We start from the raw sequence: 15,581 nt of genomic DNA on the forward strand, positions 1-15,581 counted from the left end.
GACCTTTAAATCCCAAGCTGTTCATCCGGGGGACCACAGTCTCCAAATAGGGCATTATCTCGAAAAGCACCCCATTAACATTGCTCGATTACCCCATTCACACATTAAACAAGAAATTCATCACATCCCCATCCTTCACCACGTACTCCTTGCCTTCCGCCCGCATCTTGCCTGCCTCCTTCGCCCCCTGTTCGCCCTTGCAGGCGATGAAGTCGTCGAAAGCAATCGTCTGGGCACGGATGAAGCCGCGCTCGAAGTCGGTGTGGATGACGCCGGCGGCCTGGGGGCCGGTGGCGCCGACGGGAATGGTCCAGGCGCGAACTTCCTTGACGCCGGCGGTGAAGTAGGTCTGCAAGCCCAAGAGCTGGTAGCCGGCGCGGATGACGCGGTCCAGGCCGGGCTCGGTCATGCCCATGTCTTCCAGGAAGACGGTCTTGTCCTCGTCGTCCAGATCGGCGATCTCGGCCTCGATGGCTGCGCAGACGGCGACCACGGGGGCGTGTTCGGCCGCGGCGTAGTCCTGCACCGCCTTCAGGTGCGGGTTGTCCGTGAAGCCGTCGTCCTTGACGTTGGCGACGTACATGGCGCGCTTGGCGGTGATGAAGCAATAGCTCTTGATCATCGCCTGCTCGTCCTCGTCCAGGCCCAGGCTGCGCACGGATTTGCCCTGGTCCAAGACTGCCACGATGCGCTCCAGCAGGGCCACCAGGCGGATGGCGTCCTTGTCGCCGGAATTGGCCAGCTTGCGGTTCTTCTGCAGGGCCTTGTCGGCGGCGGCCATGTCGGCCAGGGCCAGTTCGGTGTTGATGACCTCGATGTCCGAAATCGGGTCGATGCGGCCGGCGACGTGGACGACGTTCTCGTCTTCGAAACAGCGCACGACGTGGACGATGGCGTCGGTCTCGCGGATGTTGGCCAGGAACTGGTTGCCCAGGCCTTCGCCCTTGGACGCGCCCGCCACCAGGCCGGCGATGTCCACGAATTCGACCACGGCGGGCACGACGCGCTCAGGCTTGACGATGGCCGACAGTTGCGCCAGACGCGGGTCCGGGACCTCGACCACGCCGACGTTGGGCTCGATGGTGCAGAACGGATAGTTTTCCGCCGCGATGCCGGCCTTGGTCAGGGCGTTGAACAGGGTGGATTTGCCGACGTTGGGCAGGCCAACGATGCCGCATTGCAGTGCCATGAATTCGATTATCCTTGCGTATCGGAAGACGGGGCCGAAACCCGGCCTGGAAGAAACCGCGATTGTACCCCGCCCATTGTGATCCTCCCTGGTCTGACAACCGGGGCTTCCACTACGCACCGCCATGGATTTCAAGCACATCGAAGCCTTCGTCTGGGTCGCCGAGGTCGAGAGCTTCCGGATCGCCGCGGAAAAGCTCCACACCACGCAGCCGGCCATCTCGCAGCGCATCGCGGCGCTGGAATCGTTCTTGTCCGTACGGCTGTTCGAGCGCAGCACACGTGGCATCAAGCTGACGGAAAAAGGCCAGGAACTGCTGTCCCACGCCCGCCGCATCATCGACATGCGCACCGAGATGCTGACGGCCGCCCAGCAGGCCAGCCCGATCGGGGGACTATTCCGCTTGGGCGTGGCCGAAACCCTGGTGCACACCTGGCTGCCGGAACTGCTCGAGCGGCTGCACCAGCGGCATCCGGCGCTGGTGGTGGAACTGCAGGTGGACACCAGCCACGTACTGCGCGCGCAGTTGCTGTCGCACCAGATCGACCTGGCCATGCTGGTGGGGACATCACAAGACCCACGCGAACGCAGCCTGCATCTCCGGGATTATTCCCTGGCCTGGATCGCCAGCCCCAGCCTGCGCCTGCATGGCCGCACCGTCACGGCCGAGGAACTGGCGGCCTACCCCATCATCACCTACCCGCCGGCCAGCAGGCCGCACCATGCGGTCAAACGCATTCTGCAGGACGCTGGGATCAAGGAACCCCGCCTGTACGGCAGCGCATCGCTCAGCACCATCGTCCACATGGCGCGCCACGGGATGGGGCCCTGCGTGATCGCGCCCGCCGTGATCACCGAAGAACTGGAACAAGGCAAGCTGCGCATTCTGCGCACCGACAGCACACTGCCCGACATCGACTTCCATGCCTGCTGGCTGGATACACCCGACAGCCACACGGCCCAGACCGTCGCGCGTCTGGCACAGGAGATCGCACGCCAGGCAGAGGCCAGAAAAAATTAGTGAAAACCCTTATTGCTACTTCAAGACACCAAAGAAGAAAATTTAGATAAATAAAATAAATTCAATTAAAACAACAGTTTACCAACAGCCGATAAAGATTTATTATGAGCAGGCATACCGATTGATGATTGGACGCGACAGGGGCCGACACGCTGCAATCGGGGGGTGTCACCCACTTAACGCACTCGATGTACTCGACATCCCGAGGAGACTCCATGAAGAAACTGGCCACCATCACGCTCACCGCAGGCGCCGTCCTGCTCGCCTCCGCCGCCGTCGCGCAAGACAAGGTGGACGGTCTGCCCAAGACCGAGATCCAGGTCGCGGGCGCGCTCAGCAACCTGACGCTCTATCAGAATTTCGAACAACCCTTCTGGACCAAGACCGTGCCCGAGCTGTCGAACGGTCAGGTCACGGCCACCATCAAGGGCTTCAATGAAATGGGCCTGAAGGGCCCGGAAATGCTGCGCCTGATGTCCCAGGGCGTGATCCCTGTCGGCACTTCGACCCTGGCTTATTTCGCCAGCGACAACCCCATCAACGAGGCGATCGACCTGGCCGGTCTGGCGCCCACAGCAGCCATCGCCAAGCAGGTGACCGACGCCTTCACGCCGGCCTACGAAGCGTTCTATGACAAGCAGAACATCAAGGTGCTCGGCTTTTCCTCCTACCCCGCGCAGGTGCTGTTCTGCAACGGCGCGATGAACGGCCTGGCCGACCTCAAGGGCAAGAAGGTGCGCACCAGCAGCCGCACCCAGGCCGAGTTCGTCGAAGCCTTCGGCGGCAGCAGCGTGACCCTGCCCTTCGGCGAAGTCGTGCCGGCCCTGCAGAACGGTGTGGTCAACTGCGCCATCACGGGCTCGATGTCGGGCTATTCAGCCAAGTGGTACGAGGTCAGCACGCACCTGTACGCGCTGCCGATCAACTGGAATCAGCAGATCCACGCCGCCAACAAGGCGTACTGGAACAAGCTCGATCCCAAGGTCCAGGACTTCCTGCAGAAGAACCTGAACGTGATGTTCCAGAAAATCTGGGCCGACGCCGCTGCTGAAACGCAGGAAGGCTACGACTGCAACACCGGCGCCGCCGAATGCAAGCAGGCGGTCAAGGGCAAGATGACGCTGGTCCAGCCCTCCGAGGCCGACCAGGCGCTGCTCAAGAAGGTCCTGTCCGAAACCATCGTGCCGAAATGGGCTGCGCGCTGCTCCGCGCAATGCGTCCAGGACTTCAACGGCACGATCGGCAAGATCGTGAACATCACCGCGTCCAAGTAAGCGGTCGCGGCGCGCGCCGCGTCCTCAGTTCCCCGGCCGGCGGCACACCGCCGGCCGCTCCGACCCGGACTCATCATGAACTCATCCGATCGCTACCGCACGCTCGACAGCCTGCTGCGCAGGGCGAACGCGCTCTCCCGCGCCGCCATCTGGGTAGCCGGCGGCCTGACCCTGGTCAGCGCCCTCTACATCACAGCCGACGTGCTGGTGCGCTACTTCCTGGGCAGACCCCTGGGAGGCGCCGACGAATTGTCCGGCTACGCCTTCGCCATCAGCATCTCCTGGGCGCTGTCGTTCGCCACCCTGCAGCGCGCCAACATCCGCATCGACGCGCTGTACCAGTACCTGCCGCCGCGCATCGGCGCGTTCTTCGACTGGCTGGCATTGGTCGCCCTGGGCGTGTTCATCGTGTACTGGACACGCTATGCCGCCACGGTCGCAGGCCTGTCCTGGGACAACCAGTCGACCGCCAACACGACCTTCGCCACGCCGCTGTGGATCCCGCAGTCTCTGTGGGTCGCGGGCCTGCTGTGGCTGTGCGTCGTGCTGGCCCTCATGCTGCTGCGTTCGACCATGGCCCTGGTGACGGGCGACCTGCGCACCGTGCGCGACATCTGTGGCGTGCGCAGCACCAAGGAAGAAGCCGACGCCGAAGCCGAGGCAGGCAAACGGCTGGTCGAAGGAGACGCCACATGATCGGCACCGCCCTCATCACCCTGCTCGCCCTGCTGGGCCTGAGCATCCCGGTCGGTGCCGCGCTCGGCGTGCTCGGCCTCATTCTGGACCCTCTGTATTCGATGCTGCCGCTCACCCAGGCCATGGGTGAAGTGTCCTGGGGCACCAGCAACGAATTCCTGATGGTCGCCATCCCGCTGTTCATCCTGCTGGGTGAAATCCTGCTGCGCTCGGGCATGGCCGAAAGCATGTACAGCGCCATGAGCCTGTGGCTGTCGTGGCTGCCTGGCGGCCTGATGCACGCGAACATCGGTGCCAGCGCGTTGTTCGCCGCCACGTCCGGCTCCAGCGTGGCCACGGCTGCCACCGTCGGCACGGTCGCCATTCCGCAGATCAAGAAACAGGGCTACAACCCCTCGCTGTTTCTTGGCAGCATCGCGGCCGGCGGCACGCTGGGCATCCTGATCCCGCCATCCATCAACCTGGTGATCTACGGCGTGCTCACCAACACGTCGGTGCCCAAGCTCTACCTGGCGGGCATCGTCCCGGGGCTGGCACTGGCAGGACTGTTCATGCTCGCCATCGCGATCGCCTGCCTCGCACGACCGCAGTGGGGCGGCCAGCGGATCAAGGCATCCTGGGGCGCGCGCATCCGCAGCCTGACACAGCTCGTGCCGCCGATCGGCATCTTCCTGCTGGTGGTGGGTTCGATCTACGCCGGCATCGCCACGCCGACGGAAGCGGCGGCGCTGGGCGTGGTCGGCGCGCTGTGCCTCGCCCTGTTCCAGGGCCGGCTGAACTGGCCAATGCTGCGCGACGCCCTGGAAGGCACCATGAAATCCTCGGCCATGATCATGCTGATCGTGATCGGCGCGGCCTTCCTGAATTTCATCATGTCCGCCATCGGACTGACCACCGCGCTGATCGACACCATCAGCGGCCTGGGCGTCTCGCCCACGGTCATGCTGCTGATCCTGGTGCTGTTCTACCTGGTGCTGGGCTGCTTCATGGAGACCCTGGCGATGATGATCACCACCATCCCCATCGTCGCGCCCATCATGTTCGCCATGGGCTTCGACCCGGTCTGGCTGGGCATCGTCATCATCATTCTGGTCGAATGCGCGCTGATCACCCCGCCGGTCGGCCTGAACCTGTTCGTGGTCCAGAGCCTGCGCACCTCGGGCAGCATGAACGACGTCATCGCCGGCTCCGCTCCCTTCGTGATCATGATGCTGTTCATGGTCGCCCTGCTGGCGATTGCGCCCGACCTCGCGCTCTGGGTCCCCCGCGTTTTCGGCTGACCCCGTCTCCACCCTTATCGGAATATCGCATGAAACTGTTTTTCGACCTGATCTCCACCCGAACGGCCTCGCAACTCGTGACCGTCGACCTCCGCCAATGCGTCGTGGCCGGCTGGGCCGGCCGCGATCTGGCCGCCATCGAGCACCACATCGAGGAACTGGCCGTCCTGGGCGTGCCGCGCCCCAGCGCGGTGCCCCTGTACTATCGCATCGCCGCCAACCAGGTCAGCCAGGATGACGCCCTGCAGGCCGTGGGCCCGCATTCCTCGGGCGAAGCCGAAGTCTTCGTCTTCATGCACGACGGGCAACTGATGGTAAGCCTCGCCTCCGATCACACCGACCGCAAGCTCGAATCGGTCAGCGTGGCCCTGTCCAAGCAGATCTGCGTCAAGCCCGTCGCGCGGGCCGCCTGGCCGTTCGCCGAGGTGGCCGCGCACTGGGACTCGCTGATCCTGCGCTCGTGGATCGAGGAGGACGGCCAACGCGTGCTCTACCAGGAAGGCGCCCTGGCCTCGTTGCGGCAGCCCACCGATCTGATCAAAGGCTGCTTCGGCACGGCGGGCATGCCGTCCGACGCGGGAATGACCTGCGGCACCATGGCTGCCATCGGCGGCATCCGCCCGTCCACGACATTCGAAATGGAGTTGTTCGATCCGATCCTGGAACGCCGCATCCGCCACGCCTACCGCATCGAAGTCCTGCCCGAAGTCGCCTGACTGTCCTTCCCTCTTACACCCCGGAACCGCCATGTTGCCCACCCTGACCACACTGCAAGCCGCCCTGAACAAGGGCGAGACCACGTCCGTCGCCCTGACGCAAGCCGCATTGGCTCGCATCGCCGACTCGAACGGCGAAGGCACGCGGGTCTTCACAGCGGTCTGGGCGGAACAGGCGCTGGCGGCCGCCCGGGCATCCGATGCCCTGCGCGCCACCGGTCAGGTCCGGTCTCCCCTCGATGGCCTGCCGGTCTCGATCAAGGACCTGTTCGACGTCGCCGGCCACGTCACGCGCTCGGGCTCCAAGGTGCGCCGGGACGATGCGCCCGCCATGCGTCACGCCGACCCGGTGCAACGCCTGGCACGCGCCGGCGCGGTGCTGATCGGGCACACCAACATGACGGAATTCGCCTTCTCCGGCCTGGGCATCAATCCGCACTACGGCACGCCCAGCAGCCCCTGGGATCGCGCCAGCCGTCGGATTCCGGGGGGCTCGTCCTCGGGCGCGGGCGTCTCGGTCGCGGACGGCATGGCGGTGGCCGCCCTGGGGACGGACACGGGCGGCTCGGTCCGTATCCCTTCGGCCTTCTGCGGCCTGACGGGCTTCAAACCCACGGCGGCGCGCGTGCCCTCCGGCGGCACCTTCCCCCTGGCGACCAGCCTGGATTCCGTGGGCCCGCTGGCGGCCTCGGTGACGTGCTGTGCCATTCTGGACGGCATCCTCTCGGGTGACGAGTCCCGCCGGCTGCCGGCCGCTCTCCCGCTTTCCCGGCTGCGGCTCGCCGTGACGAACACCCTGGTCATGGACGGTGCCGACGAGATCGTCCGGAACGCCTTCGGCGCCGCGATCGCACGGCTGCGCGCCGCAGGGGCCGCCATCGACACGCTGGATCTGCCGGAATTCAAGGAATTGGCGCACATCAACCGCAAGGGCGGACTGGTCTGCGCGGAAGCCTATGCGGTCCACCGTGAGTTGCTGGACGAGAAGATCGCTGAATACGATCCCCGGGTGTCCTCGCGCATCCTGCGAGGCCGCGACATCGACGCCGCCGACTACATCGATCTGCACGCCCGGCGTGCGCGCTGGATCGCCGCCATCGAGGCCCGCCTGCAAGGCTATGACGCACTGCTGCTGCCCACCGTGCCGGTGATCGCGCCGACCATCGAGTCCCTGCAGGCCTCGGACGAGGCCTATTTCGCTGCGAACGGCCTGATCCTGCGCAATCCCACCCTGATCAATTTCCTGAATGGCTGCGCGCTGAGCCTGCCCTGCCATGCCGAGGGCGAGGCGCCGGTCGGCCTGATGGTTGCAGGCCCCGCCCACGCCGACGCGCACATTCTGGACGTCGGCCTGAGCATCGAGCACATCCTGGGCACGCGCTGAGCGGGTCGGGGCACAGGCCCCGGCTCACCCGACCACCAGTTTCGGCGCCCCCCACAGCAGCAGCCCGATGAGCAGCAACGGTCCGCCGTTGAAGATCGCGTGCAGGGCGATCGCGGCGCCGAGGCCCCGGCGCACGCGCATCCAGCCCAGCACCAGGCCGGTGACCCATTGCGGCAGCACCAGCAACGGCAGCAACACCAATGCCATGGCGTTGAGACGGAAATTGAACAGGTGCACGGCGGCGAAGGCCAGCGCAGTCATGTGAAACAGCAGCGGATAGGCGCGCCGCACCAGCCGCCGGCCGCGCCAGGACAGCCGCCAGCCGGCCTGCCAACGGTGGCCGGCCGGGTACCAGGCCGGCGCCAAAGCCAGCAGCACGGCGGCTGCAGCCATCAGGCCCGAGGCGGCACCCGCCCCCTGGAGCAGGATGGACGCCATCAGGGGCACGAACCACCACAGCATGGCCGGCCGGCGCAGTGCATGACGAAAGGTCAGTTCCTCGACGATCGGCGCCCAGATCAGGGCAGTCATCCAGGGCAGGTTATGGATGTCCAGCCGATGCTGCGCCCCGCCCGCATCGGCCGCCGACAGGGCCAGCGGAGCGAACACGAACAGATTCAGAATCCAGAGCAGCACGGCCCAATGGGCCAGGCGCCACCAGGGCGCATTCAGGCTCAGATCCACCCGCAGGCCGGTGCCGGCGCGCCGCCCTTTCAGCCGGGGACCGGGTCGCGGTCGGACGACGAAGCGCAGGAAATCGACGATTTCCTCACCCATGGTGGGCAGACCGGCGGGGCGTTGAAAAAGAGACATGGCCGCCGCGTCAGGCGTGATTGGCCTGGTGCAGGCGTTCGGTCGCGCGGTCGAAGGCGCCGTCCAGCAGTTGCGGCAGAACGATGCGGCAGCGGTTGATCACGTCCTCGATGCCGGGCATGTCGTCCTTGCGCGGCGGGTGCAGCACGAAATTGACCACTTGCTGTGCCAGGCCCAGGCTGCGCGGATGGCCGATGCCGATGCGCAAACGCCAGAAGCCCGGAGAGCCCAGGGCGGACTGAATGTCGCGCAGGCCGTTGTGGCCGGCATGGCCACCGCCCAGCTTGAGCTTGACGGCCCCCGGCAGCAGATCCAGTTCGTCGTGCAGGACCAGGATTTCCTCGGGCTGCAGCTTGTAGAAGCGTGCCAGCGCACCGACCGCCTGTCCGGACTTGTTCATGAAGGTGCTCGGCTTGGCCAGGACCACAACCTGCCCCGCGTGTCGCGCGCGCGCAACCCAGGCGAAGAACGGTTTTTCGAGGGTGAAATCGACCCGCATGTCATCGGCAAAATGATCCGCCAGCCAGAACCCGGCGTTATGACGCGTGGCTTCGTATTCGGGGCCGGGGTTGCCCAGCCCCACGATGAGGCGGATGGGCGCTGTCGTCATTTGGGAGAGATCCGAAAAGCACCCATCATACGACAAAACCCCCGCCCGCCTTGCGGCGGACGGGGGCTCTGCAGGGTCTTTCGAACCGCGTCTAAGGCGCTTATTCGGCGGCCGGAGCGGCCGGAGCAGCGTCGGCGTCATCCGCCGTCGTGCCCTTGGGCGCGGACGCCTGGGCCAGCAGCGGGTTGGTGTCCTCGCCGTGGGGAACGAACTTCACGCCCATCGGCAGGGTGATGTCGGACAGGTGCAGACGGGCGCCACCGATCAGATTGCCCAGGTCCACTTCGATGAACTGCGGCAGGTTGGCCGGCAGGCAGGTGATGTCCAGCTCGGCCGGGCCGTGGGTGACGATCTGGCCGGCCAGCTTGACGGCCGGGCTGACGTCAGCGTTCAGGTAGTGGACCGGGACCTTGGTGGTGACGGCCTGGGAGGCGTCCACGCGCTGGAAGTCGACGTGCAGGACCAGGGGCTTGTAGGGGTGCCATTGAGCGGCACGCACCAGGACCGGCTCGGTCTTGCCGTCCAGGACCATGTCCAGGATGGAAGCGTGGAAGGCTTCCTTGTTCAGTGCGTGGTAGATCTCGTTGTGGTCGAGCTCGATGTTGGCCGGCGCGGACTTGCCGCCGTAGACAATGGCGGGCACCCGACCGGCGCGGCGCAGGCGGCGGCTCGCACTCGAACCCTGAACGCTACGCGAAGTGGCGGTGAATTTCATGGAAAACTCCAAAACAGGGCCTGGTGAGGCCCCTGACGACACAGCAGCCGAAGCTGCGAAAACGCCCCGTGCCGCGACCAGCGCGGGGCCACAAAATGTATGCGCCCGCCGTCAGTCGGCGAACAGCGAGCTGACCGATTCCGCCGTCGAAATGCGCAGAATGGTTTCCCCCAGCAGGGACGCGCAGGACAGTTGGCGGATTTTCGCGCAGGCACGCGCGGCTTCGTTCAGCGGAATGGTATCGGTGACGACGAGTTCGTCCAGGGTGGATTCCTGGATGCGCTTGATGGCCTCGCCCGACAGCACGGGGTGCGTGCAATAGGCATACACGGAACCCGCGCCCCGGTCCTTCAGGGCCTGGGCGGCCTTGCACAGCGTGCCGGCGGTATCGACCATGTCGTCCATGATCAGGCAGGTGCGCCCGTTCACGTCGCCGATGATGTTCATGACCTCGGACACATTGGCGCGCGGGCGGCGCTTGTCGATGATGGCGAGGTCGGATTCGAGCTGCTTGGCCAGCGCCCGGGCGCGCACCACGCCGCCGATGTCGGGGGACACGACCACCAGATCCTGGAAATTGCGGCTCCAGATGTCGCCCAGCAGGATCGGCCCGGCGTAGATGTTGTCCACGGGGATGTCGAAGAAGCCCTGGATCTGGTCGGCGTGCAGGTCCATGGTCAGGACCCGGTCCACGCCCACGACCTGCAGCATGTTGGCCACGACCTTGGCCGAGATCGACACGCGGGCCGAACGCGGCCGGCGATCCTGGCGGGCATAGCCGAAATACGGGATGGCGGCGGTGATGTTGCGCGCGGAAGCGCGGCGCAGGGCATCGACCATCACCATGATTTCCATCAGATTGTCATTGGTCGGCGCACAGGTGGGCTGCAGCACGAAGACGTCCTTGCCGCGGACGTTTTCGTTGATTTCCACCATGACCTCGCCATCGGAGAAGCGACCGACGGTCATCTTGCCCAGGGACATGTCCAGGTGATTCACGACGTCGACGGCCAGACGAGGATTGGCCGTACCGGTGAAAATCATGAATCTGTCTTGTGCCATGGTGTCGAACCAATGTCTCAAATGACAAGGCTGTTGACAGTCTTTCCGCAGGAGACGGAGGACCGGTTCAACAGCCTGATAGCATGCGCTCTGGCGCGGAAAGGATGGCTGGGGAAGAAGGATTCGAACCTTCGCATGCCGGAATCAAAATCCGGTGCCTTAACCAGCTTGGCGATTCCCCAATAATTCAATCTGCTACCCATCCCAGTAAAGGGTGATCACCCAAGCCCTGGCAGATCCAGGACCCTTCGATCGCCCTATCGAGCGGGTTTTCTATTTTACCGATTATTCGATCCCGGTGCATCCCGGCCTGGGCCGCATCCGAGAACTCCGCGAACAGGCACGAACCCGAACCTGTCATGCGGACTTCGACCCCTGCGTCCTGCATCGTCTGCGCAAGCGCGGCGATGGGTGGTTGCTGCCGAAAAACCACGGCTTCCAGGTCGTTGCGCCCGAAGAAATCCCCCGCGTCGCGCCCTATCTGCCAATCAGTAAAGACCGCAATTTTTACCGATTCAGAATCTCTTGTCAAATCGGGGGCGCAAAACACGTCCGCCGTCGTCACGTGCGCGGGCGGACGCACGATCCAATAGGCCCGCTCGGGCAGATCCACGGCCGTCAGATCCTCGCCCACCCCCTGGGCGAAGGCCGCGCGGCCAAAGACGAAGACCGGCACATCCGCCCCCAGCGGCAGGGCCAGGCGCATCAGTTCGGCACGCGTCAGGCCGGTGCCCCACAGGCGGTTCAGAGCGACCAGGGTCGTGGCCGCATCGCTGGACCCGCCGCCCAGGCCGCCGCCGGCAGGGATGCGTTTGTCATAGCGAATGCGCGCGCCTCGTCGCGTGCCCGTGGCCTGTTGCAGATCGCGGGCGGCGCGCAGCACCAGATCCTGCTCGGCCGGCAAACCTGCCAGGCCCTCGCCTGCACGCTCGATCGAGCCGTCGGCCGTGGTCTCGAAATCCAGGGTGTCGCACAGATCCACGAAACGGAAGACCGTCTGCAGCAGATGGTAGCCGTCCGGGCGGCGCCCCACCACGTGCAGGAACAGGTTGAGCTTGGCCGGAGCCGGGACGTCGTACAGGGCCGCCATGTGTGTCAGGACCAGCGCAACTAAGGCCGGTCCACGATCAGTTGCAGGCGCCATTGCCCCTGCTCGTCCAGACGCGACAGGCGCACGCGTCCAGGGCCCTGATCGTCGTAGGCCGACAGGGTCACGTCCCAACCGTCCTGATGCAGCGACGTCAATCGATCCTGATCGTCACGCTGCGCATTGACGACCAGACCGGGCGCGACCTCGCCACGCATCCAGTGGCGCAGCCCGGACACAGGCATGGAATGGCCCCAGATCAGGGCCAGCAAATCGTCCGGCGTGGGTGCCGACTCGCGGCTGCCGTCGGCGCGCTCCAGCACGGACAGACCGGACTCGACCCGAATCCGCGCCAGGACACTGCCCAGCGGCGAAACCAGATCCAGGCGCAGGACACGATCATCATCACGCCAGGAAAAACCGCCCTGGGCCGCATAGGGCGCGGCGCCCACCGGCTGCAGGTTGACGGCGAAGCGGCCCTGCCGCTCGAAGGCAGGCCCCTGGCCCTCAATACGCTGGGGCGTGGCGCAGGCGGCCAGCAGACCGGCCAGCGCCAGCGTCAGCCAGACATGCCGCAGACGCCCCGCCTGCGCCGCGACGGCGCGTAGCACACGCAGAGCGGCGTGGCTTGCACCCGGGCGTGCGGGCACGCGGATCATGATCACGGTCATGGCAGCTTGACTCCCAGACGGTCCAGCGTTTCCTTCAGGGACGCGCTCTCGGGATCGGTCTTGTGGCCCTCGGCCCAGATGCGGCGGGCCTCTTCGTGGCGGCCCAGCGCCCACAGGGTCTCACCCAGGTGCGCAGCCACGTCGGCGGCAGGCATCTGGTCGTAGGATCGGCGCAGGTATTCCAGCGCCCCCTGGTAGTCATGGATACGGAACAGATACCAGCCCACGCTGTCCAGAATGTAGGCGCTGTCAGGGTTGAGATCGAGTGCCCGTTCCAGCAGATCGCGCGCCTCGTCCAGGTTGCGGTTCTGCTCGACGTAGGTGTAGCCCAGCGAGTTGTAGGCATTGGCGTTGTCGGGCTCGAGCTCGATCACACGCCGCATCAGGGTTTCGAATTCGGCCGTCTTGCCCTGCTGATGCAGCAGCATGCCCAGGTCGTATTTGATTTCCGGGGTATCGGGCATTTCCAGGTCGGCGGCCTTGAGCAGTTCGACCGCCTGGTCAGTGCGCCCCGCGTCCCGGTAAATGGAGGCCAGCGTCAAGCGCACGACGGCCCGTTCGCGGCGATCGGCGGGTTTGATGGCATCCAGGATCGCCCGCGCCTGATTCAGGTCGCCCAGCTTGCCGTACAGCACGGCCTCGTGCGTGCGCGCCTGGAAGATCAGGGTCGGCTCGTCGATGGTGTGCAACTGGCGGATGGCCTCGCGCAGGTCATTCTGACGTTCGGCAATCTGCACCAGCAGCAACCGCGCGTCGGACACGTCGGCCTGTGCGTTGGTGGCATCGTCGCGCACGGCCTGGCGCCGCTGTTGCTGGATCGTGATGTATTGGTTCAGCAGGGCCTTGGCCGCGTCGTAGCGACCGGCCCGGGCGTTGACCTCGGCCTCGGTGTACAGCAGATCGAAGTCTTCCGGCGCGCGCTGGCGCATGCGGCCCAGCAGCCCCAGGGCCTCGTCAAACGCCCCCAGCCCGGTCAGACGGCTGACCAGCAGCAGTTGCAGACCGCGCCGATCCGGATGGCTGTCCAGGAAAGCATAGGTGTCCTTGATGGCCCGGGTGGAGTCGACTCGCAGGCCGTATTCCAGCACCCGCTGGGCGGCGTCCTGGGAATCGGGGTCCAGCACCTGGGCCTGACGGGCCTCGTCGACGGCACGCGACGGCTCACCCGCCGCCCAGGCCGCGTCGGCCAAAGCCAGGCGGGCCAGCGCCGAGGTCTTGGAAACCCCCGCCAGCGCCTTGTCCAGCACGTCCAGGGCCAGACGCTTGTCCGTCATCTTGGAAACGATACCGGCCGCCTGGACGACGGCCTGATCCTGGTCATCGGCCGAGGCGATGCGGCGCGACAGCGTCTGGGCCAGACCATCGGTCTGGCCGCTGGAGGCCGACAGAGCCAGGGAAGCAGCCACGGCTTCGGGATTGGACGGATCCAGGACGGCCCATTCGCGGGCCGAACGCAGCGCCAGCGCCAGATTGCGGCCCGTCATGGACATCTGGAAGGCGCGGTGCGCCAGCCGGGAATCCAGCGTGTCCTGTGACAGGGACAGGAGTTCCTGGGCAGCGTCATCGAACTGCCCGCGCTGGGCGGACAATTCGGCCACCAGCAGGCGGTACAGCAGTTCGGGGGTGAGATTGACGACTGGCGGCTCGCCGCTACGCAAATGAATGGTCTCGACCGGATCGGCCGGCGCGGCTGCGGGAGGCGCGGCCCACGCCGCCTCGTGTGCGGCGGCCAGCGCCAGCACCACGGGCATCACGGAAGCGGGGAATCTCATTTGCGGTAACCATGGCCGGAACGCAGGAAAAAACCGCGTCTGGTGGCAAAATTGCATCATCGAAAGTGGATGTTATCACCCCGCCATGCCCGAACTGCCAGAAGTCGAAACAACCCGTCGTGGAATTGCCACGGTCATGCCCGGACGCATCCTGCGCCGCCTGATCGTGCACGAGCCCCGCCTGCGCTGGCCCGTACCGGCCGATCTGCCCGATCGGGTCCGGGACACCGAGGTCCTGGCCTGCGAACGCCGGGGAAAATACCTGCTGATCCGCTTTCCGCAGGGTACGCAGATCGTGCACCTGGGCATGTCGGGTTCCCTGCGGCGGGTACCGATGGACGAACCGCTGCGCAAGCACGACCACGTGGAATGGCAATTCGACGAGGCCCGCTTCCTGTTGCACGACCCGCGCCGCTTCGGCGCCGTCCTGTGGCATCCGGCCGGGGCCGGCCCGATCGAGGCTCACCCGCTGCTGGCCGGACTGGGCATCGAGCCCTTTGACCCGGCCTTCACGCCCGAGATCCTGCACACGGGGCTGCAGGGGCGCCGCCAGTCGGTCAAGCAGTTGCTGCTGGGGGGGAAGATCGTCGTGGGCGTGGGCAATATCTACGCATCCGAATCGCTGTTCCTGGCCGGCATCGATCCGCGCCTGCGAGGTGACCACGTATCACGCCCGCGCAGCGCCCGGCTGCACGCGGCGATCCTGCAAACCCTGAGCCAGGCGCTGGAGTCGGGCGGCAGCACGCTGCGCGATTACGTCAACGCCCAAGGCACGCCCGGAGCGTATTTCACGCTGCACGCAGCCGTCTACGAACGCGACGGCCAACCCTGCACGCGCTGCACCACGCCGATCCGGCGCATCGTCCAGGGCCAGCGTGCGACGTATTTCTGTCCGGGCTGCCAGAAACGTTAATTCAATGCCGCGACGATGATCACTTCGAACTTGAACCCCGGCCCGGCCAGGCGGGCTTCGCCGGTGGCGCGGGCCGGCGGGTTGGCCGGATCGATCCAGGCTTCCCAGACGGGGTTCATGGCCTTGAAATCCGCCATGTCGGCCAGCCAGATGGTGGCCTGCAGGATGCGGGACTTGTGGCTGCCGGCCAGAGCCAGCAGACGGTCGACTTCGGCCAGTGCCGTGCGTACCTGGGCCTGGATGTCGTCGCCCTCGTTGCCCACCTGGCCCGCCAGGTAGACGGTGTTGCCGTGGACGACGGCCCCGCTCATGCGGGCGCCGGGTTCGATACGCTGGATGGTGGTCATGGTGTGTGATCCTTATTGGAGTGAGAGGGGG

16 protein-coding genes and 1 tRNA gene are annotated in these 15,581 nt (G+C 65.8%); 7 read left to right on the forward strand and 10 right to left on the reverse strand.

The genetic code is table 11. From position 1 onward, the window contains the following. Positions 1-97: 97 nt before the first annotated feature. Positions 98-1,189, reverse strand: a complete 1,092-nt coding sequence (gene ychF, locus WA983_RS03135; protein ID WP_424311589.1) for a redox-regulated ATPase YchF — start codon at positions 1,187-1,189, stop codon at positions 98-100. A 124-nt stretch (positions 1,190-1,313) separates the two neighbouring features. Between ychF and WA983_RS03140 the strand changes: the two genes are divergently transcribed. From WA983_RS03140 to WA983_RS03165, 6 genes are all read left to right on the forward strand, one after another. After that, the gene (locus WA983_RS03140; protein WP_424249773.1) at positions 1,314-2,210 is read left to right on the forward strand and encodes a LysR family transcriptional regulator; all 897 of its coding nucleotides are present in this window, start codon (positions 1,314-1,316) and stop codon (positions 2,208-2,210) included. Positions 2,211-2,425: 215 nt separating this feature from the next. Next, on the forward strand, positions 2,426-3,484 hold the full coding sequence (locus WA983_RS03145) for a TRAP transporter substrate-binding protein (protein WP_424249774.1): 1,059 nt from the start codon (positions 2,426-2,428) through the stop codon (positions 3,482-3,484). 75 nt (positions 3,485-3,559) lie between these two features. Beyond that, a complete protein-coding gene (locus WA983_RS03150; protein WP_424251695.1) occupies positions 3,560-4,180 on the forward strand; it encodes a TRAP transporter small permease subunit in 621 nt (206 codons plus the stop codon). Then, entirely contained in the window at positions 4,177-5,460 is a 1,284-nt protein-coding gene (locus WA983_RS03155) for a TRAP transporter large permease (protein WP_424251690.1), read from the forward strand. The genes WA983_RS03150 and WA983_RS03155 overlap by 4 nt, the downstream gene beginning before the upstream one ends. Positions 5,461-5,489: 29 nt before the next feature. Then, complete coding sequence (locus WA983_RS03160; protein ID WP_424251688.1) at positions 5,490-6,176, forward strand: DUF2848 domain-containing protein; 687 nt, start codon at positions 5,490-5,492, stop codon at positions 6,174-6,176. A 31-nt stretch (positions 6,177-6,207) separates the two neighbouring features. After that, positions 6,208-7,560 carry an amidase gene (locus WA983_RS03165; RefSeq protein WP_424311590.1) on the forward strand — a complete coding sequence of 451 codons (1,353 nt, stop codon included), beginning with the start codon at positions 6,208-6,210 and terminating at the stop codon, positions 7,558-7,560. A gap of 24 nt (positions 7,561-7,584) precedes the next feature. Here the strand turns inward: WA983_RS03165 and WA983_RS03170 are convergent, their stop codons facing one another. From WA983_RS03170 to WA983_RS03205, 8 genes are all read right to left on the reverse strand, one after another. Next, a complete protein-coding gene (locus tag WA983_RS03170) occupies positions 7,585-8,373 on the reverse strand; it encodes a type II CAAX prenyl endopeptidase Rce1 family protein (RefSeq protein WP_424251684.1) in 789 nt (262 codons plus the stop codon). 10 nt (positions 8,374-8,383) lie between these two features. Continuing rightward, entirely contained in the window at positions 8,384-8,983 is a 600-nt protein-coding gene (pth, locus tag WA983_RS03175; protein WP_424251682.1) for an aminoacyl-tRNA hydrolase, read from the reverse strand. Positions 8,984-9,083: 100 nt separating this feature from the next. Beyond that, positions 9,084-9,698: a 50S ribosomal protein L25/general stress protein Ctc gene (locus WA983_RS03180; protein ID WP_424251680.1), complete on the reverse strand. Its 615-nt coding sequence runs from the start codon at positions 9,696-9,698 to the stop codon at positions 9,084-9,086. Positions 9,699-9,809: 111 nt separating this feature from the next. Next, complete coding sequence (locus WA983_RS03185) at positions 9,810-10,760, reverse strand: ribose-phosphate pyrophosphokinase (RefSeq protein WP_424251679.1); 951 nt, start codon at positions 10,758-10,760, stop codon at positions 9,810-9,812. Between the two features lie 105 nt (positions 10,761-10,865). Continuing rightward, positions 10,866-10,942: transfer RNA gene (locus WA983_RS03190), tRNA-Gln, on the reverse strand. 5 nt (positions 10,943-10,947) lie between these two features. Continuing rightward, a complete protein-coding gene (gene ispE / locus WA983_RS03195; RefSeq protein WP_424251694.1) occupies positions 10,948-11,850 on the reverse strand; it encodes a 4-(cytidine 5'-diphospho)-2-C-methyl-D-erythritol kinase in 903 nt (300 codons plus the stop codon). Between the two features lie 20 nt (positions 11,851-11,870). Further along, a complete protein-coding gene (locus tag WA983_RS03200; RefSeq protein ID WP_424251677.1) occupies positions 11,871-12,518 on the reverse strand; it encodes an outer membrane lipoprotein LolB in 648 nt (215 codons plus the stop codon). Continuing rightward, complete coding sequence (locus tag WA983_RS03205) at positions 12,515-14,290, reverse strand: tetratricopeptide repeat protein (protein ID WP_424251675.1); 1,776 nt, start codon at positions 14,288-14,290, stop codon at positions 12,515-12,517. The genes WA983_RS03200 and WA983_RS03205 overlap by 4 nt, the downstream gene beginning before the upstream one ends. 85 nt (positions 14,291-14,375) lie before the next feature. Between WA983_RS03205 and mutM the strand changes: the two genes are divergently transcribed. Next, the gene (gene mutM, locus WA983_RS03210) at positions 14,376-15,203 is read left to right on the forward strand and encodes a bifunctional DNA-formamidopyrimidine glycosylase/DNA-(apurinic or apyrimidinic site) lyase (RefSeq protein WP_424251673.1); all 828 of its coding nucleotides are present in this window, start codon (positions 14,376-14,378) and stop codon (positions 15,201-15,203) included. Here mutM and WA983_RS03215 read toward each other — a convergent pair. Continuing rightward, the gene (locus WA983_RS03215) at positions 15,200-15,550 is read right to left on the reverse strand and encodes a RidA family protein (protein ID WP_424251671.1); all 351 of its coding nucleotides are present in this window, start codon (positions 15,548-15,550) and stop codon (positions 15,200-15,202) included. The two genes, mutM and WA983_RS03215, sit on opposite strands and share 4 nt — an antisense overlap. Between the last annotated feature and the right edge of the window lie 31 nt (positions 15,551-15,581).

The sequence above is a fragment of the Castellaniella sp. genome, assembly GCF_049650445.1.
Classification (GTDB): Bacteria; Pseudomonadota; Gammaproteobacteria; order Burkholderiales; family Burkholderiaceae_B; genus Castellaniella.